This window comes from Janthinobacterium sp. SUN211 (assembly GCF_030587315.1).
Lineage (GTDB): Bacteria > Pseudomonadota > Gammaproteobacteria > Burkholderiales > Burkholderiaceae_D > Janthinobacterium > Janthinobacterium kumbetense.
Genome location: NZ_JAPWIC010000007.1, coordinates 179,424 through 203,065, shown reverse-complemented (window position 1 = coordinate 203,065; position 23,642 = coordinate 179,424). Strand labels below are relative to the sequence as shown.

Here is a 23,642-nt window from a genome sequence, read left to right as displayed (position 1 = left end):
ATCTTGTCATTCGGCAAACGTCAAACTGATCCTATGTTTTCTCCCGTTTCTGAGTCTGTTATGTTTTACCCGGAAAGCCTAGAGTGGAGGCCTGGGTAAAACAGACGTCACACGTCGGGAAGGCAACACATGTTAGGGCTTACGGCACTGGAACTGGCGCGCGTCCAGTTCGGCTTCACCATCTCGTTCCACATCATTTTTCCTGCAATCACGATCGGCCTGGCCAGTTACCTGACGGTGCTGGAAGCGGCGTGGCTGCGCACGCAGGACGGCGTGTACCGCGACCTGTACCATTTCTGGTCGAAGATTTTCGCCGTCAACTTCGGCATGGGCGTCGTTTCCGGCCTCGTCATGGCGTACCAGTTCGGCACCAACTGGAGTTTCTTTTCCGATTACGCGGGCAGCATCACGGGGCCGCTGCTGGCCTATGAAGTGCTGACGGCCTTCTTCCTGGAAGCGGGCTTCCTCGGCGTGATGCTGTTCGGCTGGCACCGCGTGGGGCCCGGCCTGCACATGTTCGCCACGGCCATGGTGGCGCTGGGCACCCTGATTTCCGCCACGTGGATCATTGCGTCGAACAGCTGGATGCAGACGCCGCAGGGCCATGAAATCATCGACGGGCGGGTCGTGCCCGTGGATTGGCTGGCTGTCATCTTCAATCCCTCGTTCCCGTACCGGCTGCTGCACATGAGCGTGGCCGCCTTCCTCGCCACGGCCTTGCTGGTGGTGGCGTCGGCCGCCTGGCATTTGCTGCGCGGCAACGACAATGCGGCCATCCGCAAGATGATGACCATGGGCTTGTCCATGCTCCTGGTCGTCGCGCCCATCCAGGCCGTCATCGGCGACGTGCACGGCTTGAATACCCTCGAGCACCAGCCGGCCAAGCTGGCCGCCATGGAAGGCCACTGGGAAAACACGGGCAACGAAGGCACGCCGCTGATCCTGTTCGGCTGGCCCGACATGGCGCGCGAAGAAACCCTGTACAAGGTGGAAATTCCCCGCTTGGGCGGCCTGATCCTCGCGCACGACTGGAATGGCACGATTCCCGCCCTGAAGGAATTTGCGCCGCGCGACCGACCCCCTTCCGCCGTCGTGTTCTGGTCGTTCCGCCTGATGGCGGGGCTGGGCATGCTGATGATCGCGCTGGGCATCTGGAGCGCGTGGTTGCGCTGGCGCAATACCTTGTGGCGCTCGCGCCTGTTCCTGCGCTGCGCCCTGTGGATGGGGCCGAGCGGGCTGGTGGCCATGCTGGCCGGCTGGTACACGACGGAAATCGGCCGCCAGCCGTGGACCGTGTACGGCTTGCTGCGCACGGAGGATGCCGTCTCGGCCCACGGCGCCACGCAGCTGGGCATCACTTTGCTGTTGTTCATCGTCATCTATTTTGCCGTGTTCGGCACGGGCATCGGCTACCTGCTGCGCCTGATCCGGGTGGGGCCGCAGCCGCACGAAGGGGAGAGCGTCGAGCATGGCGGCCCCGGCCAGGAACGTACGCCTGCACGGCCGATGTCGGCCGCGCATCTGGAAGAGCAAGCGCAAGGAGGACATTCGCATGGGCATTGATCTAGCGCTACTGTGGGCCATTATTATCTTGTTCAGCATCATGATGTACGTGGTGATGGACGGTTTCGACCTGGGCATCGGCATCCTGTATCCGTTTTTCCAGGACAAGAGCGAGCGCGACGTGATGATGAATACGGTGGCGCCCGTCTGGGATGGCAATGAAACCTGGCTGGTGCTGGGCGGCGCCGGCATGCTGGCGGCCTTTCCGCTCGCGTATTCCGTCGTGCTCAGCGCCTGCTATCTGCCGCTCAGCTTCATGCTGATGGGCCTGATCTTCCGCGGCGTGGCCTTCGAATTCCGCTTCAAGGCGCGCGAGCACGAGCGCCACGTGTGGGACAAGGCCTTCATCGCCGGCTCGGTGGCGGCCGCCTTCTTCCAGGGCGTGACCCTGGGCGCCTACATCCAGGGCATGCCGGTGGTCAACCGCAGCTATGCGGGCGGCGCGCTGGACTGGCTCACGCCGTTTTCCCTGTTCACGGGCGCCGGGCTGGTGGCGGCGTATGCCTTGCTGGGCAGCACCTGGCTGATCATGAAGACGCAGGGCCGCCTGCAGGCGCGCGCCGTACGCCTCACGCGCGTGCTCGTCTGGCTGCTGCTGGGCGTGATCGCCGTCATCAGCGTCTGGACGCCGCTGGTCGATCCGGCCATCGCCGCGCGCTGGTTTGCGCTGCCGCAATTGTTCTGGTTTTTGCCCGTGCCGCTGCTGGTGCTGGGCGCGGGCTGGCTGCTGCTGCGCTCCCTGCGGCAGGGGCGGCAGGCGGCGCCGTTCCTGTGCACGCTGGCGCTCGTCTTTCTCGGCTATACGGGCCTGGGCATCAGCGTGTGGCCGCACATCATCCCGCCATCGGTCTCGATCTGGGAAGCGTCGTCGCCGCCGCAAAGCCAGGGCTTTACGCTGGTGGGCGCGCTGTTCATCATTCCCGTGATCCTGATGTATACGGTGTGGTCATATTATGTGTTTCGTGGCAAAGTCCTGCCGGAAGATGGGTATCACTGATGCAAGGACAAGGACAACAGACATGGTGGAAACGACTGGCCTGGATGGCCGGCCTCTGGCTGGCCAGCGTGGCGACGCTGGGCTTGGCGGCCTGGGCGATGCGCCTGCTGATGCGGGCGGCGGGGATGGGCAGCTGATGGCGGACGGAAAAGCATCCGGCATCCGCTGCGAGGTCGGCGGCCGGCGCCATCCGCTGGCCTTCCTCGGCTGCCGCGGACTCAATTACGGCCAGCACAGCGCGCTGCCGCTGCATCCGTTCCGCCTGAGCGTGCCGGAAACGGCGCTGGCCGGCTTGCTCGACGAGCCGTTCAACAGTTTTCTCCAGACTTGCCGCGAAGACGATTTGCAGTACGAGGAAAGCGACTTGCCCGAGCTGATGCATGCCGGCTATCCCGACATCACGGCCATGCTGGCGGGCCACCGGCCGCTGCTGGCCGGGATGCTGCTCGACTTCATGATCGGCGATGTGATGGATGCGATCGGGCGCGCCAGCGGCTACCGGCCCCTGCACGCACGCTACTGGGGCGATGTCGAGGCGGCGGACGGCCGCGCGTACTTCACCGTGAATCAAGTGCAGACCGTGTCGTTTGCCGATGGCCAGGTCATCTTCGAAGGGCAGGGCTATTACGGCGTGTACGTGATCTGGCTGACGCATGGCCGGCGAGCGTGAATAGGGACTTGACCTTCCTCATGTGGGAAGGTTTATAGTGGTGTCATGAACCGTGCCTTTTCCCGCTTTCTCGCCCGCTCGCTGCTCTGGCTGCTGGCCGTCACGCTGCCCATGCAGGGCTTTGCGTCGGCCATGCGCAGCTGCTGCGTGGACGAGCTGGCGGCGGTGGTCACGGTTGCCGTCGAGGCGCTGCCAACGCCCCAGTGCCACAGTATGGCCGACATGGCCGACATGGCCGACATGCGGATGGCGGACCAGCCGATGAAAATGGCCATGGACGATGGCGGCGCCATGCACCATGGCCACGATTGCAGCAACCATGGCGCTTGCACCGTGGGCGCTGCGGCGCCGCCCGGCATGCCGCCCCTGCATGCCTTGACCCTGCGCGCGCCGCCCCCGGCGCTGGCGCCCGATTCCCTGTTCGCCGGGCATATCCCATCCGGTCCCGAACGTCCTCCGAGAAGCACGCGCTCCGCCTGACCGCCCGTTGAACCTGGCGGTGCCGCCGTCGCACGTCCCTGCAGCTTGTATCGTGCACCGTGTTCCGGCCGCGCCAGCGTTCCAGTCGCGCGCCCGCCGCGCCATACCCTGTTCTTCAAGGAATACCATGAAATACCTGTTCAGCTTTGCGCTGGCTGTGCTGCCGCTGGCCGCCGCAGCGCAGTCACAGCCCGCCCCGCAAGAGGCGCAAGCCTCCGTGCCGGCCACCACTTACCGCTCCGCCTTCGCCGGCTACCGTCCCGCCGCCGAGGACGACGCCACGCCCGACCAGGCCTGGCGCGCCGTCAACGACAAGGTCGGCAAGGCCGGCGGCCACATGGGCATGATGAAGATGGAAGGCCACAAGATGGAAGGCCATGCCATGAAGGGCCACACGATGCCGATGGATAAGCCCAGCCCCAAGCCCGATGCCCAGCCGGCCCCGCAACATCAGCACGAAGGACACTGACATGCCACGTTTCACCAAATCAACTTGCCTCACGCCGCTGGCGCTGGCGGCCGTCCTGCTGCTCAGCGGCTGCGCCAGCTTCAGCGCCGATGGCGGCATGCAGGCCGTGTCCGCGCTGGCCGACGCCCGCACGGGTGCGCCCGAGGCGCTGGCCGACAAGGGCGGCGAGGAAAAACTGGCGGCCTTGCTGGCCCAGCCCCTGGACGCGGATGGCGCCGTGCGCATCGCCCTGATGAACAATCACAGCATGAAGGTGGCGCTGGCCGAGCTGGGCGCGTCCGAGGCGGACCTGGTGCAGGCGGGGCGCTTGCGCAATCCCGGCCTGTCGTTCGGCCGCTCGCATGGCAGTCACGGCAATGAAATCGACCGCGGCGTCAGCTTCGACCTGGCCGGCTTGCTGACCATGCCGATGCGCGTGAACATCGAACGGGGCCGTTTCGAGCAAGCCAAGCTGCAAGCGGCCGGCAGCGCCGTGCAACTGGCGTCGGATACGCGCCGCGCCTACTTCAACGCGGTGGCTGCCGTGCAGACGGAACAGTTCATGCAGCGGGCGCTGCTGTCGGCCGAGGCGGGCGCCGAACTGGCCACGCGCTTGCAGCAGGCGGGCAACTGGAGCCGCCTCGACCAGGCGCGCCAGCAAGTGTTTTACGCGGACGCCGTCGGCGACCTGGCCCGCGCGCGCCACCAGGCCACGGCCACGCGCGAGCACCTGACGCGCTTGCTGGGCCTGTGGGGCAAGCAGACGACGTTCACTTTGCCGTCGCGCTTGCCCGATTTGCCGGCCAAGCCAGCCGAGGCGGGCAATATCGAGGCGCAAGCCATGGAGCAGCGCCTCGACGTGCAAAGAGCGAAACTCGACGCGCACGCGACGGCCAGCGCGCTGGGCCTGTCCAAGGTGACGGGTTTCATCAACGTGCTCGACGTGGGCTACACCAACAAGAGCACGAGCGAGGCGCCCCGTGAAAACGGCTACGAAGTGTCGCTGGAGCTGCCCCTGTTCGACTGGGGTTCGGCGCGCAATGCGAAGGCGCAAGCCTTGTATGAGCAGTCGCTGCAGCGCACGGCGGGCACGGCCGTGCGGGCTCGCTCGGAAGTGCGCGAGGCGTATTCCAGCTACCGCACGGCCTACGACCTGGCGCGCCACTACCGCGATGAAGTCGTGCCGCTGCGCAAGACGATTTCGCATGAAGTATTGCTGCGCTACAACGGCATGCTGGCCAGCGTCTTCGAACTGCTGGCCGATGCGCGCGAGCAAGTTGCCAGCGTCAACGGCGCCATCGACACCCAGCGCGATTTCTGGATTGCGCAAACTGAACTGCAAGGCGCCATCAATGGCAGCGGCCCTGCCAACAAGGAATAATGATGATTACACGTAGAAACTTTTTCATGAATGCGGGCGCGGTCGCCCTGAGTGCGGCAGCGGTGAGCCGCGTGGGCGCGGCATCGCTGCCGGAAGCCGTCAGCATGGCCGGCGCGGAGACGAAGGCGCCGCCACCGCCGCCGAACGGGCGGCCGTACAACCCCGTCGTCACCCTGAATGGCTGGTCCTTGCCCTGGCGCATGAATAACAACGTCAAGGAATTCCACCTCGTGGCCGAACCCGTCGTGCGCGAACTGGCGCCCGGCATGATGGCCAATCTATGGGGCTACAACGGCCAGTCGCCCGGTCCCACCATCGAAGTGGTGGAGGGCGACCGCGTGCGCATTTTCGTCACCAACAAGTTACCGGAACACACGAGCGTGCACTGGCATGGCCAGCGCTTGCCCAACGGCATGGACGGCGTCACGGGCTTGACCCAGCCGGGCATTCCTCCTGGCAAGACCTTCGTCTATGAATTCGTCGCCAAGCGGCCCGGCACCTTCATGTACCACCCGCACGCGGATGAAATGACGCAGATGGCCATGGGTATGATGGGTTTCTGGGTGACGCACCCGAAAGACCCGAATTTCATGAAGGTGGACCGCGACTTCGTCTTCTTGCTGAGCAACTACGACATCGACCCCGGCAGCTACACGCCGAAGATCATGACCATGACGGATTTCAATCTGTTCACCTTCAATAGCCGCGTCTTCCCCGGCATCGACCCCATGGTCGTGCGCCAGGGCGACAAGGTGCGCGTGCGCGTGGGCAATCTGACCATGACGAACCACCCGATCCATATGCATGGCCATGAATTCGAAGTGACGGGCACGGATGGCGGCTGGACGCGCCCCGAATCGCGCTGGCCCGAAGTGACGACGGACGTGGCCGTGGGCCAGATGCGGGCCGTGGAATTCACGGCCACGGACCTCGGCGACTGGGCTTTCCACTGCCACAAGTCGCACCACACGATGAATGCCATGGGACACGACGTGCCCACCATGATCGGCGTCGACCACCAGGGCGTGGCGGCGAAGATCAATCAATTGGTGCCCGGCTACATGGTGATGGGCGAGCGGGGCATGGCCGACATGGGCGAGATGCAGATGCCGATTCCCGACAATACCTTGCCGATGATGGCGGGCGACGGCCCCTTCGGCGCCATCGGCATGGGCGGCATGTTTACGACGGTCAAGGTGCGCAAGGATCAAAAAACCGGCGACTACCGCGATCCGGGCTGGTACAAGCACCCGGCCGGCAGCGTGGCCTATGAATGGACGGGCGCCTTGCCGGAACCCGTGCGCGGCCAGGGTACGGGCAAGCTGCCGGCCAAGGGGAGCGTCGAGATGACGGTGCGCAAACCTGGCGCACACGCGGGCCATTAACGCGGGCCATTAACGGAGAGGCGCCAAGCCCATGCCCGAACGGCTTGCCTAGCATGGCAAGCCGTTTTGCATGTTGCTATAAATCAAGGAATTGTTGTTTGGTGACAATCCGAGCATTTTTTTCCGTGTTTTTTCTTTATATTCAAGCCAGTACGCTCCAGTTGCATCGAGTATCGGCCAGTCTATGGGAGAAATCATGTTGAACCGGATGAAGGTGGGAACGCGCTTGCTGGCGGCATTCTTTTGCGTCGCGCTGATGGGGGCCATCGTGGCCGGCATCGGCATCTTCAACATGGGCAAGATCGATACCATGGCGGGGCAGATGTACAACCATGAACTGTTGGGCTTGTCGTACATCAAGGAAGCCAACATCGCCTTGATCAAGGTGGGCCGCGCGCGCAGCAACTTCTTGCTGGCCACGACCGCCGAGGAGCGCGCCACGCGCCAGGCCGACATCGCCAAATTCCTCGACTTGAATAAAAGTTACCTTGCCAAGGCGGAGCCGCTGTTCGTCACGCCGGCCGCCAAGGAACTGTTTGCGCGCTTCGCCGCCGTCGAAGCGGAATATATCGCCACCATGCAGCAGGCGCTGACCCTGGCGGCAGCCGAACCGCTGGCCCAGCGCAGCGCGCAACTGACCGAACTGCTCAACAAGACGCGCCAGCATGCCGATGAACTCGACGGCGTGCTGGACAAGCTGTCGCAGCAGAAGGAAGAGCGCGCCAAGGCCGCTTCCGAGCAGGCGTCCGGCGTGTACCAGGCCAGCCGCAGCTTCATGATTGCGCTGGTGCTGGGCAGCGTGGCGGCGGGCCTGGCGCTGGGGGCGCTGATCACGCGCGGACTGACGCGCCAGCTCGGTGGCGAACCGGCGTATGCCGTCAAGATCGCCGGCGCCATCGCCGAGGGCGACCTCACCGTCGATATCCGTACGGCCAGCCACGACAGCGCCAGCCTGCTGTTTGCCATGAAAACCATGCGCGACAAGCTGGTGGGCATCGTCAGCCAGGTGCGCTCGGGTACGGACACCATCAACACGGCCTCGGGCGAAATTGCCCAGGGTAACCTCGACTTGTCGTCCCGCACGGAAGAGCAGGCCAGTTCGCTGGAAGAAACGGCGTCGTCGATGGAAGAGCTGACGTCGGCAGTGCGGCAGAATGCGGACAATGCGCGCCAGGCCAATGCGCTGGCCGGCGCCGCGTCCGACGTGGCGGGCAAGGGCGGCGCCGTGGTGGGGCAGGTGGTGCAGACGATGGAATCGATCAACGCGTCGTCGCGCAAGATCGTCGACATCATCAGCGTCATCGACAGCATCGCCTTCCAGACGAACATCCTGGCCTTGAACGCGGCCGTGGAAGCGGCCAGGGCGGGCGAGGAGGGGCGCGGATTTGCCGTCGTCGCGTCCGAAGTGCGCAACCTGGCGCAACGCTCGGCCAGTGCCGCCAAGGAAATCAAGATTCTGATCGGCGACTCCGTCGAGCAGGTGGAAATCGGCTCCAGACTCGTGCATGACGCGGGCAAGACGATGGATGAAGTGGTCACCAGCGTGCGCCAGGTGGCCGACATCATGCAGGAAATCACGGCCGCCAGCGCCGAGCAAAGCGCCGGCATCGAGCAAGTCAACCAGGCCGTGCTGCAGATGGATCAGGTGACGCAGCAAAACGCGGCCCTGGTGGAAGAGGCGGCGGCCGCCGCCGAATCGCTGCAGGACCAGGCGCAGACCCTGACGGAACTGGTGGGCGTGTTCCGCCTGCATGCACAGGCGCAACAGATGGCCGTGCCGGCGTCCAGCAATGTCACGCCGCTGCGCCGACCGGTGCCGGCCGCTAGGCAGGGCGTGCGGCGCCTGGCCTGAAATGGGGCGGGTCCGGGCGCAATCGGCGCGGTGGTGGTAGGCTGTCGTTATTGCGCGTTTGCCACTTCCGGGTTTCCCATGCCGTCTTCTTCCCTGCCGCTGTTGTGTTTCTCCGTGTTATTGCTCTCCCTACCGCCGCTGGCGCAGGCGCAGGAGGGCGATCCCGTGCTGCCGTACCGGCCTTCCGTGGCCAGTCCCGCCCAGCTGCCCGTGCCGGGCCAGCTGGAATTCGAGGCGGGCGGCCTGCTGTCGAAAACGGACGACACGCGCCGCGCCAGCCTGCCGTACACGTTCAAACTGGCGTTCAGCCCGGAATGGGGCGTGTTGCTCGAAGGCGAGGGCTTCGTGCGCGCGCGCGACGACACGGGGCGTCGCGAAACGGGCGTGGGCGACACGACGGTCGTGCTCAAGCGCGCCTTTTTGCTCGACAGCGCGACGGCGCTGGGCCTGGAACTGGGCTGGAAGTTGCCCACGGCCAAGGACAGCATCGGCAGCGGCAAGAGCGACGTGTCGCTGAACGGCATTTTCAGCCGCGACCTGGGCGCCGTGCACATGGACGCCAACCTGAACGCCACGCGCCTGGGCGCAGCCGACCCGCATACCGGCAGGGTGCAAACGGGCTGGGCGACCTCCTTTTCCACGCCCGTCAGCGAGCGCTGGGGCGCCACGGCGGAAGTGTCGGGCACGCGCTTGCGCGGCGCGCCGGCCACGGCGCAGCTCTTGCTGGCCGCCACCTACAGTCCCACGCCGCGGCTGGCCATCGATATCGGCATGGCGCGCGGCTTGACGGCGGCGTCGCCGGACTGGTCGCTGTTCAGCGGCGTGGTCGTGCCTTTAGGCAAGCTGTGGTGAGATTGCCACGGCAATCCTTATGTGTCCTTGCGAACAAACAGTTGGTTGCACAAGGTCTACAATTGCGGCATAACTGATAAAAGGAGTGTCCCCATGAAAACCCTGATTCTTGCCGCCGTCTTGCTGTCGGCCGCTACCGCTGCCGTCGCCCAGGTGGGCGTCTCCGTCACCGTCGGCCAGCCGGGCTTTTACGGACGCATCGACATAGGCGACTATCCAGCGCCGCAATTGATCTATGCCCAGCCCGTCATCGTGCAGCGCCCGCAATACTATTCGGCGCGCCCCATCTATTTGCGCGTGCCACCCGGCCATGCGAAACACTGGTCCAAGCACTGCCGCAAGTATAATGCCTGTAACCAAGAGGTATATTTCGTCCAAGATAGTTGGTATAACAACCAATATGTGCCCCGTTACCGCCAGCAGCATGGCGACCATGGCCGTCCCGACTACCGGGACCATGACCGTGATCGCGGCCACTATGACAAGCATGATGACAAGCGCGATAAACATGAAGGCAAGCGCGACAAGCATGATGACAAGCCAGGCAAGGGCCATGGCAACGGTCATGGCAATGGCAATGGCAACGGCAACGGGCACAGGGATTAACAAGCAGGAGGATCTTTGCATAGTAAAATCGTTATCGTAGGGGGAGGTGCAGGCGGCCTGGAGCTGGCCTGTAAACTCAGCCGCAAGCTCGGCGCCGGCCAGGTCACCCTGGTCGACAGCCGCCTGTACCATATCTGGAAGCCGTCGCTGCATGAAGTGGCGGCCGGCACCCTGGACATTCATCAAGAGGGCCTGTCATACCAGATGCTGGCGCATGACAATGGTTTCACCTATGTCTATGGCCCCCTGATCGCACTCGACGCCGCGTCGAACAGCCTCACCGTGGGCGCCATCGCCACGGACAAGGATGAGCAACTCTTGCCGCAGCGCACTGTCAGCTACGACCAGCTGGTGCTGGCCGTGGGCAGCACCTCGAATTACTTCGGCGTGCCCGGCGCCCAGGAAAACACGATTTCCCTGAATGCCACGGAAGATGCCGAACGTTTCCGTCTGACCCTGCTGAAACTGCTGGCCATGGCCGAGCAGCGCCAGGGCGACGCGGGCCATCCCGGCGTCGACATCGTCATCATCGGCGGAGGCGCCACGGGCGTGGAACTGGCGGCCGAATTGCGCGAAGCGAGCGGCGTGTATGCCGCGTATGGTTTTCAGAATCTCAACGCCATCAAGGATGTGCGCATCACCCTGCTCGAAGGGGCGCCGCGCATCCTGGCGCCGCTGCCCGAGCGCGTCTCCATCGCCGCTTCGAAATTGCTGCACCAGCACGGCATCACCGTGGTGACCGATACGCGCGTCACCACCATCGAAGCCGACAAGGTGACGGTGGCCAGCGGCACCAGCTATGCGGCCGACATCTGCGTGTGGGCCGCCGGCATCCGCGCGCCGGAATTCCTGTCCACTCTGGGCTTGCCGACCAACCGCGCCGGCCAGCTGGAAGTGACGGGCATGCTCAACGTGCAGGGCCATGCGAATATCTTTGCGCTGGGCGACTGCGCCGCCTGCATGGGGCCGGACGGCAAGCTGGTGCCGCCGCGCGCCCAGGCTGCCCACCAGCAAGCCGATTACCTGCTGAAAACGTTCCTGCTGCAAGCGAAGGGCAAGCCGCCGCAAACCAAGCCGTACGAATACCTGGACTACGGTTCGCTCGTGTCCTTCGGCCGCACCACCTCGGTGGGTACCCTGATGGGCTCGCTGAAGGGGCTGAGCTGGTTCGTCGAAGGGTTTGTTGCGCGCATGATGTATGTGAGCCTGCACCTGATGCACCACAATGCCGTGCTGGGCAGCGTGCGCACGGCCGTCATGGCCATGGGCCGCTTCCTGATCAAGCGCAGCACGCCGCAAGTCAAGCTGCACTGATCGCGCTGCAGTAAACGGTTTGCGCCGGATCAAACAAGGGGCCTTGCGGCCCCTTTTTTATTTGCCGCGCGCGGCAGGCGCCGCTTCGCAACGGCCCCGCGTCATGGGAAAGTCGATGGTGGTGAATTTGCCCTTCAAGGTGCCGACGATGCTGGCATGCAAGATGCGCTCGCTGTCGCGGCGGTAGATGATGCGGCTCGGAAAGTCGTTGTCCAGGTTGGCGAAGATGAATTCGTTCGGCTTGTCCTGGCGCAGCAGGTTGAAGCTGACGGGCGGCTGTCCCGACGGCTGCACGATGTAGGCCAGCTGGCCCGGTTCCGTGAGGCGGATCTGCACGAATTCAAAGGCCGTCGTCTTGCCGCCCTTGACGGTGCGGCTGGTGCCGAGGATGGTGCCGCCGGCGGCCGTGCTCCATTGTTCGCCGGAACCGGGTTCGGCGCCGTCGACGTTCCAGCAGCCGGCCAGCCAGGCCAGCTTGTCCACGGTTTCCGGCGGCGGCACGGTATTGTCGGCGGCCTGGGCGGCGCCCATGGTCAGCAGCGCTGCCAGCAAGGTCGTTGCGAGTCGTTGCATGCCATCTCCTGTCGTTGCGATGTTAGCGGTCACTGGGGCACGCCGGCGGCGCGCCTGCCCAGTGTAGCCGATGCTGGGCTGCGCACGGCAAACACTTTATACTCGGGAAAGATGCCGACCGTCACCACCATCACGCCAAGGACAATCATGCACGATACTTCCACGCAGCCGCACGGCGCCTCCAGGCCGGGCCAGTTCGACGACCGCTACATCAGCTTGAAAAGCCTGGGCCTGGACCCGGAGCAGCTCGATTTCTACCAGCTGCTGCTGGCCTGCAGGGCGAAGGGGGAAGCCGGGGAAAGCCTGCGGCAGGTCGTGCGTTTCCGCACGGATGGCTATGGCAAGTCCCGCTTCATCAGCAGCCTGGACGCGTTGCCGGCGCCGCTGGCCACGTTTCCCCGGTGGCGTGCCGAGCTTGACGGCTGGCCCGGCGAGCTGGCGCGCGAGGACTTGCTGGCGCGGGCCAGTGCAGCGCTGGAGCAGCCGGCCGGCGTCTTTCTCGCCTCGGCCGCCTGGCGCACGGCATTGCCCGACATTTGGCAAACCCTGCTGGCGCTGGGATGGCGGCAGGCGGGTTCCCCGGCCGATGCCGCCCTGACGGCCCAATTGACGGATGTGTTGCGTGTTGGACATTTCTTGCAGGTGCTGGAAGGCGATCGCGCCAGCCTGGCCGGGCATGGCGCGCGCCGCGATGTGCTGGGGGCGCAACTGCTGTTGCCGGAAGAGGGCATGCCGCTGCCCCGTTGAGGCGGGCAGGGCGCCCGCTGCGGGAAATTATTCTTTTGGCGTAATGCGCGGCAAGACGACAGTCAGGGCCGTGCCGCCTTGGGGATTGGCCGTCAGGCTCAGGGTGCCGCCCAGGTAATGCACGCGCTCGCGCACGGAGCGCAGGCCGTGCTTGCTCATTTCGACGGGCTCGTTGGCCGGCAAGCCGCTGCCGTTATCCTTGACCGTCATCATCAGCGCCTCGTCATTGTCGTCGATGATGATGTCCACCTGCGTGGCGTGGGCGTGCGCGGCGATGTTGCCGAGCGCTTCTTCCAGGGTGCGCAGCAGGGCCACGCCCACGTTGCGCGGGCAAATCAATTCATCTTCGGGCAGGCTGCAGCGCACGGTGATCTTGTGCTGTTCGGCAAATTGCGCGGCCAGCTCACCGAGCGCGACATTTACGCCGAGAAACTCGAGCTTGTCGTTCCACAGCTTCATCTGCATCTGGCGGTTGGTCTCGATCACATTCAGCAGCAATTGCTTCATGGTTGCCGCGCGGTCGAGCAAGGCGGCTTCCTGCGGCATCTTTTGCGTCAGCAGCGACAGGTGCATGGTCAGCGCCGTCAGCGAGGAGCCGAGGCTGTCGTGCAGCTGGCGCGACAGGGCGCGCCGTTCATTGTCCCAGCTGGTGTTGACATGGCCGAGCAATTCGCTGAGGTCGGCGGCGCGTTCCGCATCGGCCTGGGACGCTTCCTTGTTCGGATCTGTTTGTGCGGACATAGCGCCCCGTGAATGGTGAAAGGTGAGGACCAAATTCAAGTTGTGGATCATACATGAGGATTTCATCGCGGGGCGCATGGATGAAAAATTTCTGTCTTTTCGGCAATTTTAATCTCCTTCCATCATTTTTATGTGATAGACAATATTATCGTTTGCGCCAGCGGGCGCCGTTCCCGTCGTTACGTACGGCTGCGCACATACCGGGGCGCGGCTCGCTGCCATAGTGGGGCTGTCATTACCCCATGCGGCCTGGCGCCACTGCGGCGCGGGGCGCAGCACTGGCCCGCTTACCGAAACGAAAGGACATGCCATGAATATCGATACCATCGTCGACAAGGAATACCTCGACAAAAGCTTCCGCGACATCGTCAATGCGCCCATCAGCGCCCTGCGCGGCGTCAGCGCAAAAGACGCCAAGGCCTTGCAGCAGGCGTTTGGCGTGACCACCGTGCGCGAATTGTCCAACCTCAACTTCGTCAAATGGGCCAGCGCGCTGGCCATCCTGGCCGATGAAGAGGGCATGAGCGGCGAAGAGCGGGCCAAGGAAGAATTGCTCGACGACGCCGTGGAAATGACCTTTCCCGCCAGCGACCCGATCTCCGTCGATGCGGGCATCACGCGCATCGAAGTGTCGCCCGACACCGTCAATGCGCAAACGGACCACCAGCATGCGGGCCAGCATGAAGTGACGGCTGGCAAGAAATAAAGCCTGCTGGACATGAAAAAACCGGCTGGCCGCGAGGCCCGCCGGTTTTTTTACGCGCCGCGCGGCGTCACGGTCAGGCGATCGATGGAATGCTGCTTTTCTGCATGTTGACCTGCGCCGCGATCACTTCGTGCGGCGTGCAGCAAAAGCGGTTCTTGCCGGCGCGCTTGGCTTCATACAGGGCCGTGTCGGCCGCGCCGAGCAGGGATTCGACGGTGCTGGCGTCGTCCGGGTAGATGGCGATGCCGATGCTGGTCGACAGGCGCAGGGTCAGGTCGTTGATGAAATACGGCTCGGAAATGACTTCGATCAGCTTGGCGGCAGGTTCGCGCGCGTCGCCCTTGCCGGCCAGGTTGCCCAGCACGATGACGAATTCATCGCCGCCGATGCGCGCCACCGTGTCTTCCTTGCGCGACGCGCCCACCAGGCGGGCCGCCACCATTTTCAGGATCTCGTCGCCATAGCCGTGGCCGTAACTGTCGTTGATGGCCTTGAAGCCGTCCAGGTCCAGGTACAGGATGGCCGACTTGCCGCGGTTGCGGGCCGATTGCTGCAGCGTATGCTCGATGCGGTCTTCCAGCAGGCGCCGGTTCGGCAAGCCCGTCAGCGGATCGTGCAGCGCCAGTTCCTGCTGCTGCTTGCTGTATTGCGCCAGTTCCTTGTACAGCAGGCGCACTTCCAGCATGTTGTGGATGCGCTTGTGCACTTCCATCAGGTCGAAGGGCTTGCTGATGAAGTCGCGCGCGCCCGCTTCCAGGGCGGCGATCTTGAAACTCGGTTGCGCCGTGAGGGCCAGCACGGGCAGGTAGCCGCCATGTTCGATTTCTTTCAAGCCTTTCATGACCTGGAAACCATTGAGTTCCGGCATTTGCAGGTCGAGCAAGATCAGGTCGTAGCAATGCTCCCGGTGCAGGGGGCAAACCTGTGCCGGACGCATGGTGGCCGTGACGTTGGTATAGCCGGCATCGCGCAGGATTTCCAGCATCAGGTCGACATTGTCGGGTGAATCGTCGACGACCAAAATTTTGGCTTTCAAAATCTCATCTTGGCTGGGCATGTAAGGTCTCGGTTATACGGTCTATGCAACGCTGGCTTCTACCGCAGATGATGGGCTGACGGCGGTGGAAAAGATAGTAGCGCCTTGCAACAAGATAGGGCGCACAACTGCGCATGAACTCGCTTCTGCCGTTCTCCCCGGCCAAGGTCGCCGCTTCCAGCCTGCCGTGCAGGTGTGCTTCTGCATTTCAGTGTAGCAAACTTCAGCTTAGTTGCTTGTAGGACAGTGCCGCGTCTGAAAGTAGGAAGGCTGACCCATGAAAATAGTCATTTTGTACTGCACTATTTATTTCTTTGCATCATCTTTTTAAGATGGTGTTTTGCGCTCCCGTCCAGGGCGCGCAGCGGCCAGCTGCGCCACGGCCGCCACCAGTCCGGCCGGGTCGAGCGGCTTCGAGATCCAGGCCTGGAAGCCGCTGTCGAGCGCCCGCTGGCGATCTTGCGGTTGCGCAAACGCCGTCAGCGCCAGCGCGGGCAGCCGGGCCAACTCCGGGGCGGCGTGCGCGCGCACTTGCGCCAGCAAGTCGAAACCGTCGGCCTCGGGCATGCCGATGTCGCTGACCAGCACATCCGGGCGCACCTGCTCCAGCAGTTGCAGCGCTTGCGCCACGCCGCCGGCGCCGTGCACTTCGGCATTGTTGTCGCGCAAGATGCGTTCCGTCAGTTCGCGCGCATCGGCGTCGTCATCGACCAGCAGCACCTTGACGCCGCGCAAGTCATGGCTGGAGGGTAGGGCGCTGCCCGCCTGGCGCGCGGCGGCCGGCGTGCCCAGCGGCAGGCGCACGGTAAAGCTGGCGCCCTGCATGTCGCCGGCGCTGCTGACGGTGACCGTGCCGCCATGCTGCTCCACCAGGTGCTTGACGATCGCCAATCCCAGCCCCAGGCCGCCGTGCCGGCGCGTGGTGGAGGCATCGGCCTGGCGGAAGCGGTCGAACACGTGCGGCAGGAAATCCTTCTTGATGCCGACGCCGTTGTCGGCCACCGTGATGGACAGGCGCGACGTCTCGCGGCGCACGCCGATATCGACCCGCCCCCCTTGCGGCGTGAACTTCAGCGCATTCGACAGCAGGTTCCAGATCACTTGCTGGATACGGCTGGGGTCGCCCGTGATGGTGCCCGCATCGCTGGCGATGTTGCAGTGGATGGCGATGTGCTTGGCGTCGGCCGCCGGGCGCAGGGTTTCGATGGCCGAGGCGATGATGCTGGCGGGCGCCAGGGTTTGCAGGTCGAGCAATACCTTGTCGGAAGTGATGCGGCTCATGTCGAGCAAGTCCTCGATCAGCTGCGCCTGCGCGCGCGCATTGCGTTCGATGCTTTGCAGGCCGCGGTGCAGGTCGGCCTGGTCGCGCGTGCCGCGCCGCAGCACCTGGGCCCAGCCGAGGATGGCCGACAGGGGGGTGCGCAGTTCATGCGACAGGGTGGCGAGAAAATCGTCTTTCAGCTGGTTCGTGCGCTCGGCTTCGGCGCGCGCCTCGCGTTCGCTGTCGAGCAGTACCTTGCGCTCTTCGGCGGCGCGCGTGGCGGCCGCGTACAGGCGCGTATTGTCGAGCGCGACGGCGGCCTGGGCCGCGATGGCCGAGACGATGCGTTCGCTGCGCGCGCTGAACATGCCCGCTTGCGGATGGCCGAGCAGCAAGCGCCCCAGCAACAGGCCCGAGCGGGAGCTGACGGGCAGGCTCAGGCAGCTGCGCAGCGGCGGCGCGCCGTCGGCGCTGGCATCGGGCGCGGCCAGCAAGTCGTTCTGGCGCATGGCCGGCCCCTGGCGCAGTTCGGTGGCGATGGCTTCGGCCTGGCGCAGGCTGATGCCGTTGACGGCGCGCGCCGAGGGCAGAGGCGCGGCGCTGTCGGGGATCTCGCCCGCATCGTCATAATAGAAGGCGCCGAAGCGCGCGCCGCTGATGCGCGTGGCCGCATCGACGGTTTCCTGCAGCAGGGCGGGCAAGTCGAGGGTGCCGGCCAGGGCCGCCCCTGTATTGTTGAGCAATTCGAGCACGCGCGTTTCATCGCGCAAGGCTTCCTGCGCGCGCTTGACCTGGTCGACGTCGGTGCTCGTGCCAAACCAGCGCAGCAGCTGGCCGCCCCGGTCGCGCACGGGATTGGCGCGCGTCAGGAACCAGCGGTACTGGCCGTCGGCGCCGCGGATGGGAAATTCCATTTCGAAGGGCGTGCCGTCGCGCAAGGCGGCCTTCCACGCGTGCAGCATGGGCGGCAAATGCTGCGCGTGATAGGCGATGCTCCAGCCGTCGCCCGCCATCTGTTCGGCGCTGGTGCCCGTGTAGTCGTGCCAGCGCTGGTTGTACCAGGCAATGGTGCCGTCGAAGCTGGCGATCCAGGCCAGTTGCGGGATGGAATTGGCCAGCGCGCGCAAGTCTTCCTCGCTGTGGCGCAAGCTTTCCTCGGCCTCCTTGCGCTGGCTGATGTCCTGGATGTACGTGGTCAAGCCATCGCTGGAAGGGAAGATGCGCACTTCCAGCCAGCGCCCCAGCGGCCGGTACAGCAGTTCAAAGCTGCTGCTGTGCTGCTGCGCCATGGCGCGCCGGTATTGCACTTCCAGTTCCGTCCCCTGCAGGGCGGGGCAGGCTTGCCACAGGCTGCTGCCTGCCAGGCTGGCGCCGGGCGGACGCTGCGGTGCGAACATGTCGGCGCCGCGCGTATTGATATAGCGGATGGTCCAGTCGCGGTCGAGCAGGCAAAAGCCATCGGTGATGCTTTCCATTAAGTTTGCCAGGCGCTCGCCGGAGAGGCTCAGCGGCGCTGATGGGGGCAGCAGATCTTGCGTGCGGTCAGGCTTGGCCATCGGAAATCCTGCAACAGTGAGTCTGCCGCACGGGCTCTTGCCCCGCCGGGCCGCCGCCGCTAAGCTCAGTTAAATGGGTCATGATGGTCAATGCCCGCGCCATGAATGAGGGGAGGCACAAGCGCCCCTGTCTGGCTGGTATTGTAGCCCCAAGCGGCGCAGCGCCACCGCACGCTTGCGCGTTGCCTGCAGATAGCACTGGACAGGCTGGAAAGCAGTCCCTATAATCCCGCTTCTTTCGAGACAGCAACTTCTCGATTCGCTGGAAGCTCCTGTGAAAGCAGAAGTGTCCATCGATAAAAAGGCGTCAGCTTTTTAGCAGTGAAAAGGTAGTCGATCATGCGGGGCGGTATTCTGCAAAATCAGCTAAGCGATTGAAAAATCGAACTTTTCAAAGCGAAATGAATACGCTATAATGTTTGCCTGCGCGGCTGTAGCTCAGCTGGATAGAGTACTTGGCTACGAACCAAGGGGTCGTGGGTTCAATTCCTGCCAGCCGCACCAGAATACTGAAAATCAGACTTTGCCTGGTTTTGTTGTAACAAGTTTCACCTCCATGTCGTTTGTGGAATGTTGTAGAAGTTTTGCGGCTGTAGCTCAGCTGGATAGAGTACTTGGCTACGAACCAAGGGGTCGTGGGTTCAATTCCTGCCAGCCGCACCAGTATTACCAGCATCGGGTTTTCCCGTGTTCATGAAAGTTTCAAGCTTCGCGCCGTCCGGCGAAGTGTGTCAGAGTTTGCGGCTGTAGCTCAGCTGGATAGAGTACTTGGCTACGAACCAAGGGGTCGTGGGTTCAATTCCTGCCAGCCGCACCAGTATTTGCAGTAGTGAAAAAACCCGGAAAGTTCGCTTTCCGGGTTTTTTTTCGTCCGGCGCAACTGCAGCGGGCCGCCGACGGCGCGGCCTGCCGCAGCTGCGCCAATATCCCATCAATTCGGATACGGCTGGCCCGAGGACGCCTGGTTGCCCAGCACGATGGTGGTCACCCACAGCCCGCCATTCGTCACGGGGCCGGTGAACTTGAACAGCGAGCTGCCCGATTGCGCCGGGTCCGCCACATTCGACGCCAGGCTATTCAATCCCGAAGTCGTGAAGGTGCACGCGGTTTCTTGCCCAACAGCATTTTGTTCCGCGTTCAGCACGGGCGTGGCGCCATTGAACAGGTACAGGCCGCAATTGTCCATTTTCGATCCGTAGGTGGCGGACTGCGTGTAATTGAAGGTCACCGCGCCATCGAGCAGGGTGGCGGCCGGGATGGACGACAGTTTCGCCGGCGTGATGCTGGTGATCGTGGCGAACAGGCTGGCCTGGTTTGCCCGGGCAAACGCTTTCGACAGGGGCACGGCATTGATCTGGAACGGGAAGGCGCTGACGGGGCCGTTCGCTGTCTTCAGGGTCCAGACATACACCTTGCCCGGCGCCACTTTCGTCTCGTCGATGCAGGCCGTGCCGGCGCCCAGGCCCGGCGTGCCGGCGGGCAGGCTGGCCAGGTCCTGGCAGCTCTGGATCGCTTCCGCGTTATTGTAGAAAGCGCTGGCAGCGCCATTGCTGTCGGCAATCCGCATGTGGGTGTAGCCCGTGGCTGGCAGGATCAGCTGCAATTTGCTGCCGGCCGTGCCCGGTGTCTGGAAGTCGCCGAATGTCGTCAGGCCCGGTCCCCGCACGTCGATCTTGTTGATGGCCGGATTGTCCTGCAGCACGGTGTCGAGCTCGACGTGCGCGGCCCATTCGCGCGCAAAGGTGGCCGCGCCAGCACTGTCGAGGCTGCGCTGGATGCGCGCATTCATGTGCATGTCCAGGTGGCCGCTGCCGGCCAGCTTCCAGCCGCCGGCACAGGCGCTGGTATCGCTCGTCTTGACCAGCTTCCAGTTGAGCATGCCCGCATCTGTTCCTATGCGCAACTGTACCCAAGCGCTGCTCGGCTTGCCTGCGGTGAAGCCGATGGCTGTCGCCCCGGCGCCAAGGCGATTGTTGATGAAGTCGGCGACGCGCGATGTCGAAGTGCTGCTCGACGACGTCAGCGTGGCGATTTCATCCGTGCTTAACGGTTGCATGTTGACGCTGGCCAAGCCCAGCGCTTCGATGGTCAGCCCGGCATGAGCGGCCTGGTCGGTGCTGGTCAGGGCCGACACGATTTCCGCCTGGCCCACACCCGTCCCCATATTGAAGGAACTGTCGATGAACGGCGACACGGCCGCCGTCGACGGCGCGACGAAGCCCGTCTTCGGATACAGGGCGCTGAGCGAGGCCATGCAGGCGCGGATTTCCGGCAAGACGCTGGCCGCGGCGTTTGCCTTGAACAAGTCGGCATCCGATGGCGGCGTCGCTGCGGGGATGGTTGCGGCGCCGCCGGCGGCGGCAGGCAAGGTCACGCTGCCCAGCGTGCTGTTGGTGGCAATCAGGGTGACCGTCGCCATGGCGCCTTGCGCTTCCGCGGGCGCGACGAGAATCTGGTCCAGCACGGCATCCATGCCCGTGCCGTTGGCAACAAAGGCGCCCGTCAGCGGATTGGTGTTGCTGGTGTTAATCGGTTTGATCATGGCGACGACTGCGGCGATGGCCGCATCTAGCCGTTGCTGGGTCGCGGCACTGGCCAGCGCCGCGGTGCAGGCGGCCGGGACGGCATTGGCGACGGGCGCGCAGGCGCTTGCCAGGGCGGCGCCGCCAGGCTGGCCTGACGCCGTGGAAACGATCAGGTCGGTCAGCGGCGTGATATTGACGGTTTGCCCCGCTGCCGTGGCGATGGAATTCATGGTCACTTGCTTGCCGCCGGCCGTGCCGGTGATGCTGAGGAGAAAGGGCGCCGTCATGCCGCCCACGTCGAGCGTGTATGCCCCGCCGGCGCCGGTACTGACGGCCACGGAAACTTTGCCCTTGCTATCGATGGCAATCACGCTGCCCGCGACGGGCGCGCCGACGGCGGCGGTGCCGCTGAGCGTCGTGGCTGGCGGCGGGACGACGGGCACGACAGGAGGGATGGGCGCAACGGGTGCGACCGGGTCGGCGGGGGCGCTGCTGCCGCCGCCGCACGCGGCCAGCATGAGGGCGGTGGCGCAGGCGGCAGCCAGAGGCAATAATTTGTGCAAGTTCTTCTTCATGGTATCCCCTTAGTATTTTTATTAAAATTACTGCTAGTAAACATTCTCAAAGTTTTCCATGAATTGCAATTTATTTTTCTTGGATGCATTAATAATGAGCAACAAGTAACAAAGCTGTCGGTTTCGCGCCGCAGTCTGGAAAGAAATGTGATGAAATGAGCAAGAGTGCGGCGTGCGTGTGCCGCCGCAAGACAGGAGTGGCCGCCAATTGTGAAATATCGCCGCCACGGCTTTGCCATTCTGCAAAGCCCTGCTATAATCTTGTCTTAGGCGGCTGTAGCTCAGCTGGATAGAGTACTTGGCTACGAACCAAGGGGTCGTGGGTTCAATTCCTGCCAGCCGCACCAGAATATTGGGGGTCAGATTGTAAAATCTGATCCCCTTTTTCGTTTCCGAATGGATTTACGCTGCGCCTGTGGCGCCGCGCCGGTATTGCTGGCGAAACGCGCGCGGCGTCACCTGCCTGGCGGCGCGGAACTGGCGGTTGAAATGCGCGAGGTTGCGGTAGCCCGCCTCTTGCGCGATGACGGCGATGGCCAGATTGCTTTCGATCAGCTGTTGGCAGGCCCGGCCGATGCGCAGCCGCGCCAGGTACTCGCCGGGCGTGCAATGCGCGTGGCGCTTGAAACAGCGGTGGAAGGCGCCCAGCGACAGGGCCGCCCGCTGCGCCAGCGTTTCCAGTGCAATCTCTTCCCGGAAATGCGCGTGCATGAAGTCAAACACGATTGCCATGCGCTTTTGCTGCCCATCGGCATGCACCGGCGCCAGCGCTTCCGAGGCCAGCGGCTGCGCACTGCCATCGCCAGCCAGGTCCAGCAGCACGTCGAGCAGCAGCGGCAGGCGCTGCGGCACGGGCAGCGCATTCAATTGCAGCAGTTTCTCTGCGCTGCGCGCGCTCGTTGCCGGCGAAAAATGCAGGGCAGGGCCGGCGCGGCGCGCCAGTTGCCGCACGCCGTGCAACTCCGGAAAACAGGCTGCCAGCTGCTCCACCCATTCCAGCGAAAACCACACGACGACGGCCAGCATCGGCTGCGTGCCGTCGATGCGTTCGCTGGCCGACCACGTGTGCGGCAAATTCGGCCCCAGCAGCACCAGGTCGCCCGGTTCGAAGTCGCCCAGGTGGTCGCCGATATAGCGTTGCCCCCGCGCATTGACCGTCAGGGTCAGCTCGAATTGCGGGTGGTAATGCCAGAGGAAGGGAATCGCATCGAGTTCGCGCCACAGCAAGCCCCAGGAGTGGCCCGTTGGGATCGTGACTTGTTCAAATAAAGGCGTCATTGTGACGTTTTAAAGAGTGTGATGGTCAGGATAGTATCAGTTTTGGTTGCTGCGCACGCATTTTACGCGGCACTGCCGGAGCACAATTTGTCCACACCAACACAGGAGACAGCGATGCAAAACCGATATCAGTACGGCGAAGACCGTCCCGGCAATCCATCCGTGGCTTACACGGAACAAACCCAGTTGCGCGACATACAAAAACAGCTGCCCCTGCGCGTGCTGTCCGACAGCGATTTCCTGCACTGGCAAACCTATGGTTACGTCATCGTCAAGGATGCCGTGACGCCGGAACAGGTACGCCGCACGACCGATTTCCTGTGGGAATTCCAGGGGCTGGACCAGCATGATGCCTCCACCTGGAACCGGGACCAGTTGCGCGACCACGCGATGAAAGAGCTCAACGGTTCCGGCATGGTCGAGGCCTATCACAACCAGACCCTGTGGGATAACCGCCAGACCCAGCGCGTGTACGACGCCTTTGTCGACATCTGGGACCGTCAGGATTTGTGGGTGACCATCGACCGCGCCAACCTGAACACGCCGAACAATGGCAAGCGCAAGTTCGGCGGCTTCATCCACTGGGATGCCGACACCACGCTCGACCCGCTGCCCGTCAATGTGCAGGGCGTGCTGGCCCTGTCCGATACTTCGCCCGACAGCGGCGGCTTTCAATGCTATCCGGAATTGTTCAACAACTTGCTGGCGTGGCGCAAGGCCGTGCCGCAAGACCGCAACCCGTGGCAGCCGGATCTGGCGACGGTGCCATATCCGATGGAATTCATTGCCATGAAGAAAGGGGAGTTGTTGATCTTCAACAGCCTGCTGGCGCACGGCATCCGCCCGAACACGTCGACGGACCAGGTGCGCCTGGCGCAATACATTTCCTTCACGCCAGCCCAGGAAGACAATCAAGCCCTGCGCGACTGGCGCGTGCAAAGCTGGCGCGAGCGCAGCGCGCCGCAAGGCTATGCGTTTCCTGGCGACCCCGAGGAAAAGGAACAGCTGCGCTATCCGCAGGCGCAGCTGACTGCACTGGGCGAGAAGATCCTCGGCGCGCGCGGCTGGTAAGCGTGGCGCGACGTCCGATGGCATT

General features: G+C 63.9%; 21 protein-coding genes and 4 tRNA genes. 19 read left to right on the top strand and 6 right to left on the bottom strand.

Annotated elements, in window-relative coordinates; all coding sequences use genetic code 11:
• Window positions 1-129: 129 nt before the first annotated feature.
• The 12 genes from O3301_RS22775 to O3301_RS22720 all read left to right on the top strand — a co-directional run bounded on the left by O3301_RS22775 (window position 130) and on the right by O3301_RS22720 (window position 11,548).
• Window positions 130-1,563, top strand: a complete 1,434-nt coding sequence (locus tag O3301_RS22775; RefSeq protein WP_099667343.1) for a cytochrome ubiquinol oxidase subunit I — start codon at window positions 130-132, stop codon at window positions 1,561-1,563.
• Complete coding sequence (cydB, locus tag O3301_RS22770; protein ID WP_305057571.1) at window positions 1,553-2,560, top strand: cytochrome d ubiquinol oxidase subunit II; 1,008 nt, start codon at window positions 1,553-1,555, stop codon at window positions 2,558-2,560. Before O3301_RS22775 ends, cydB begins: the two co-directional genes overlap by 11 nt.
• Complete coding sequence (locus O3301_RS22765) at window positions 2,560-2,697, top strand: DUF2474 domain-containing protein (RefSeq protein WP_099667345.1); 138 nt, start codon at window positions 2,560-2,562, stop codon at window positions 2,695-2,697. Before cydB ends, O3301_RS22765 begins: the two co-directional genes overlap by 1 nt.
• Complete coding sequence (locus tag O3301_RS22760) at window positions 2,697-3,230, top strand: hypothetical protein (RefSeq protein ID WP_305057570.1); 534 nt, start codon at window positions 2,697-2,699, stop codon at window positions 3,228-3,230. Before O3301_RS22765 ends, O3301_RS22760 begins: the two co-directional genes overlap by 1 nt.
• A 45-nt stretch (window positions 3,231-3,275) precedes the next feature.
• Window positions 3,276-3,710, top strand: coding sequence for a hypothetical protein (locus O3301_RS22755; RefSeq protein WP_305057569.1), 435 nt, complete (start codon window positions 3,276-3,278; stop codon window positions 3,708-3,710).
• A gap of 127 nt (window positions 3,711-3,837) precedes the next feature.
• Complete coding sequence (locus tag O3301_RS22750; protein WP_305057568.1) at window positions 3,838-4,179, top strand: hypothetical protein; 342 nt, start codon at window positions 3,838-3,840, stop codon at window positions 4,177-4,179.
• A 1-nt stretch (window position 4,180) separates the two neighbouring features.
• Window positions 4,181-5,539 (top strand): TolC family protein, encoded by a 1,359-nt coding sequence (locus O3301_RS22745; protein ID WP_305057567.1) that lies wholly within the window; start codon window positions 4,181-4,183, stop codon window positions 5,537-5,539.
• A gap of 2 nt (window positions 5,540-5,541) precedes the next feature.
• Window positions 5,542-6,924 (top strand): multicopper oxidase family protein, encoded by a 1,383-nt coding sequence (locus O3301_RS22740; RefSeq protein WP_305057566.1) that lies wholly within the window; start codon window positions 5,542-5,544, stop codon window positions 6,922-6,924.
• A gap of 196 nt (window positions 6,925-7,120) precedes the next feature.
• Complete coding sequence (locus O3301_RS22735) at window positions 7,121-8,776, top strand: methyl-accepting chemotaxis protein (protein WP_289914186.1); 1,656 nt, start codon at window positions 7,121-7,123, stop codon at window positions 8,774-8,776.
• Window positions 8,777-8,854: 78 nt separating this feature from the next.
• The gene (locus O3301_RS22730) at window positions 8,855-9,628 is read left to right on the top strand and encodes a transporter (protein WP_289897345.1); all 774 of its coding nucleotides are present in this window, start codon (window positions 8,855-8,857) and stop codon (window positions 9,626-9,628) included.
• A gap of 93 nt (window positions 9,629-9,721) precedes the next feature.
• Window positions 9,722-10,234: a hypothetical protein gene (locus O3301_RS22725; protein WP_289904455.1), complete on the top strand. Its 513-nt coding sequence runs from the start codon at window positions 9,722-9,724 to the stop codon at window positions 10,232-10,234.
• A gap of 15 nt (window positions 10,235-10,249) precedes the next feature.
• On the top strand, window positions 10,250-11,548 hold the full coding sequence (locus tag O3301_RS22720) for an NAD(P)/FAD-dependent oxidoreductase (RefSeq protein WP_251348150.1): 1,299 nt from the start codon (window positions 10,250-10,252) through the stop codon (window positions 11,546-11,548).
• 57 nt (window positions 11,549-11,605) lie between these two features.
• Here the strand turns inward: O3301_RS22720 and O3301_RS22715 are convergent, their stop codons facing one another.
• Window positions 11,606-12,121 (bottom strand): DUF6265 family protein, encoded by a 516-nt coding sequence (locus O3301_RS22715; RefSeq protein ID WP_305057565.1) that lies wholly within the window; start codon window positions 12,119-12,121, stop codon window positions 11,606-11,608.
• 147 nt (window positions 12,122-12,268) lie between these two features.
• Here O3301_RS22715 and O3301_RS22710 point away from each other — a divergent pair, with 147 nt between their 5' ends.
• Window positions 12,269-12,868, top strand: coding sequence for a hypothetical protein (locus O3301_RS22710; RefSeq protein WP_305057564.1), 600 nt, complete (start codon window positions 12,269-12,271; stop codon window positions 12,866-12,868).
• 27 nt (window positions 12,869-12,895) lie between these two features.
• Here O3301_RS22710 and O3301_RS22705 read toward each other — a convergent pair whose 3' ends face one another.
• Window positions 12,896-13,609 (bottom strand): sensor histidine kinase, encoded by a 714-nt coding sequence (locus O3301_RS22705; RefSeq protein ID WP_099667356.1) that lies wholly within the window; start codon window positions 13,607-13,609, stop codon window positions 12,896-12,898.
• Window positions 13,610-13,919: 310 nt separating this feature from the next.
• On the opposite strand from O3301_RS22705, the gene O3301_RS22700 reads away from it, so the two are divergent.
• Window positions 13,920-14,315 carry a hypothetical protein gene (locus O3301_RS22700; RefSeq protein WP_077406391.1) on the top strand — a complete coding sequence of 132 codons (396 nt, stop codon included), beginning with the start codon at window positions 13,920-13,922 and terminating at the stop codon, window positions 14,313-14,315.
• A gap of 73 nt (window positions 14,316-14,388) precedes the next feature.
• On the opposite strand, the gene O3301_RS22695 is transcribed toward O3301_RS22700, so the two are convergent.
• Entirely contained in the window at window positions 14,389-15,372 is a 984-nt protein-coding gene (locus O3301_RS22695; RefSeq protein WP_099667358.1) for a diguanylate cyclase domain-containing protein, read from the bottom strand.
• Between the two features lie 306 nt (window positions 15,373-15,678).
• Window positions 15,679-18,168: an ATP-binding protein gene (locus O3301_RS22690; protein ID WP_305057563.1), complete on the bottom strand. Its 2,490-nt coding sequence runs from the start codon at window positions 18,166-18,168 to the stop codon at window positions 15,679-15,681.
• 427 nt (window positions 18,169-18,595) lie between these two features.
• On the opposite strand from O3301_RS22690, the gene O3301_RS22685 reads away from it, so the two are divergent.
• The 3 genes from O3301_RS22685 (at window position 18,596) to O3301_RS22675 (ending at window position 18,985) form a co-directional block, all read left to right on the top strand.
• Window positions 18,596-18,672 (top strand) — tRNA-Arg (locus O3301_RS22685).
• Between the two features lie 82 nt (window positions 18,673-18,754).
• A tRNA-Arg gene (locus O3301_RS22680) sits at window positions 18,755-18,831 on the top strand.
• Between the two features lie 77 nt (window positions 18,832-18,908).
• Window positions 18,909-18,985: transfer RNA gene (locus O3301_RS22675), tRNA-Arg, on the top strand.
• 114 nt (window positions 18,986-19,099) lie between these two features.
• On the opposite strand, the gene O3301_RS22670 is transcribed toward O3301_RS22675, so the two are convergent.
• On the bottom strand, window positions 19,100-21,268 hold the full coding sequence (locus O3301_RS22670; RefSeq protein ID WP_305057562.1) for a hypothetical protein: 2,169 nt from the start codon (window positions 21,266-21,268) through the stop codon (window positions 19,100-19,102).
• Between the two features lie 270 nt (window positions 21,269-21,538).
• Between O3301_RS22670 and O3301_RS22665 the strand changes: the two genes are divergently transcribed.
• A tRNA-Arg gene (locus O3301_RS22665) sits at window positions 21,539-21,615 on the top strand.
• 55 nt (window positions 21,616-21,670) lie between these two features.
• Here the strand turns inward: O3301_RS22665 and O3301_RS22660 are convergent.
• A complete protein-coding gene (locus tag O3301_RS22660) occupies window positions 21,671-22,546 on the bottom strand; it encodes an AraC family transcriptional regulator (protein WP_305057561.1) in 876 nt (291 codons plus the stop codon).
• A 114-nt stretch (window positions 22,547-22,660) separates the two neighbouring features.
• Between O3301_RS22660 and O3301_RS22655 the strand changes: the two genes are divergently transcribed.
• On the top strand, window positions 22,661-23,617 hold the full coding sequence (locus O3301_RS22655) for a phytanoyl-CoA dioxygenase family protein (RefSeq protein WP_305057560.1): 957 nt from the start codon (window positions 22,661-22,663) through the stop codon (window positions 23,615-23,617).
• Window positions 23,618-23,642: the final 25 nt, after the last annotated feature.

What these genes read in the sequence shown, in the direction of transcription:
- O3301_RS22775 (WP_099667343.1), top strand. Translation starts at nt 130, where the DNA reads ATGTTAGGGCTTACGGCACTGGAACTGGCGCGCGTCCAGTTCGGCTTC.
- cydB (WP_305057571.1), top strand. Translation starts at nt 1,553, where the DNA reads ATGGGCATTGATCTAGCGCTACTGTGGGCCATTATTATCTTGTTCAGC.
- O3301_RS22765 (WP_099667345.1), top strand. Translation starts at nt 2,560, where the DNA reads ATGCAAGGACAAGGACAACAGACATGGTGGAAACGACTGGCCTGGATG.
- O3301_RS22760 (WP_305057570.1), top strand. Translation starts at nt 2,697, where the DNA reads ATGGCGGACGGAAAAGCATCCGGCATCCGCTGCGAGGTCGGCGGCCGG.
- O3301_RS22755 (WP_305057569.1), top strand. Translation starts at nt 3,276, where the DNA reads ATGAACCGTGCCTTTTCCCGCTTTCTCGCCCGCTCGCTGCTCTGGCTG.
- O3301_RS22750 (WP_305057568.1), top strand. Translation starts at nt 3,838, where the DNA reads ATGAAATACCTGTTCAGCTTTGCGCTGGCTGTGCTGCCGCTGGCCGCC.
- O3301_RS22745 (WP_305057567.1), top strand. Translation starts at nt 4,181, where the DNA reads ATGCCACGTTTCACCAAATCAACTTGCCTCACGCCGCTGGCGCTGGCG.
- O3301_RS22740 (WP_305057566.1), top strand. Translation starts at nt 5,542, where the DNA reads ATGATTACACGTAGAAACTTTTTCATGAATGCGGGCGCGGTCGCCCTG.
- O3301_RS22735 (WP_289914186.1), top strand. Translation starts at nt 7,121, where the DNA reads ATGTTGAACCGGATGAAGGTGGGAACGCGCTTGCTGGCGGCATTCTTT.
- O3301_RS22730 (WP_289897345.1), top strand. Translation starts at nt 8,855, where the DNA reads ATGCCGTCTTCTTCCCTGCCGCTGTTGTGTTTCTCCGTGTTATTGCTC.
- O3301_RS22725 (WP_289904455.1), top strand. Translation starts at nt 9,722, where the DNA reads ATGAAAACCCTGATTCTTGCCGCCGTCTTGCTGTCGGCCGCTACCGCT.
- O3301_RS22715 (WP_305057565.1), bottom strand. Translation starts at nt 12,121, where the DNA reads ATGCAACGACTCGCAACGACCTTGCTGGCAGCGCTGCTGACCATGGGC.
- O3301_RS22710 (WP_305057564.1), top strand. Translation starts at nt 12,269, where the DNA reads ATGCACGATACTTCCACGCAGCCGCACGGCGCCTCCAGGCCGGGCCAG.
- O3301_RS22705 (WP_099667356.1), bottom strand. Translation starts at nt 13,609, where the DNA reads ATGTCCGCACAAACAGATCCGAACAAGGAAGCGTCCCAGGCCGATGCG.
- O3301_RS22700 (WP_077406391.1), top strand. Translation starts at nt 13,920, where the DNA reads ATGAATATCGATACCATCGTCGACAAGGAATACCTCGACAAAAGCTTC.
- O3301_RS22695 (WP_099667358.1), bottom strand. Translation starts at nt 15,372, where the DNA reads ATGCCCAGCCAAGATGAGATTTTGAAAGCCAAAATTTTGGTCGTCGAC.
- O3301_RS22690 (WP_305057563.1), bottom strand. Translation starts at nt 18,168, where the DNA reads ATGGCCAAGCCTGACCGCACGCAAGATCTGCTGCCCCCATCAGCGCCG.
- O3301_RS22670 (WP_305057562.1), bottom strand. Translation starts at nt 21,268, where the DNA reads ATGAAGAAGAACTTGCACAAATTATTGCCTCTGGCTGCCGCCTGCGCC.
- O3301_RS22660 (WP_305057561.1), bottom strand. Translation starts at nt 22,546, where the DNA reads ATGACGCCTTTATTTGAACAAGTCACGATCCCAACGGGCCACTCCTGG.
- O3301_RS22655 (WP_305057560.1), top strand. Translation starts at nt 22,661, where the DNA reads ATGCAAAACCGATATCAGTACGGCGAAGACCGTCCCGGCAATCCATCC.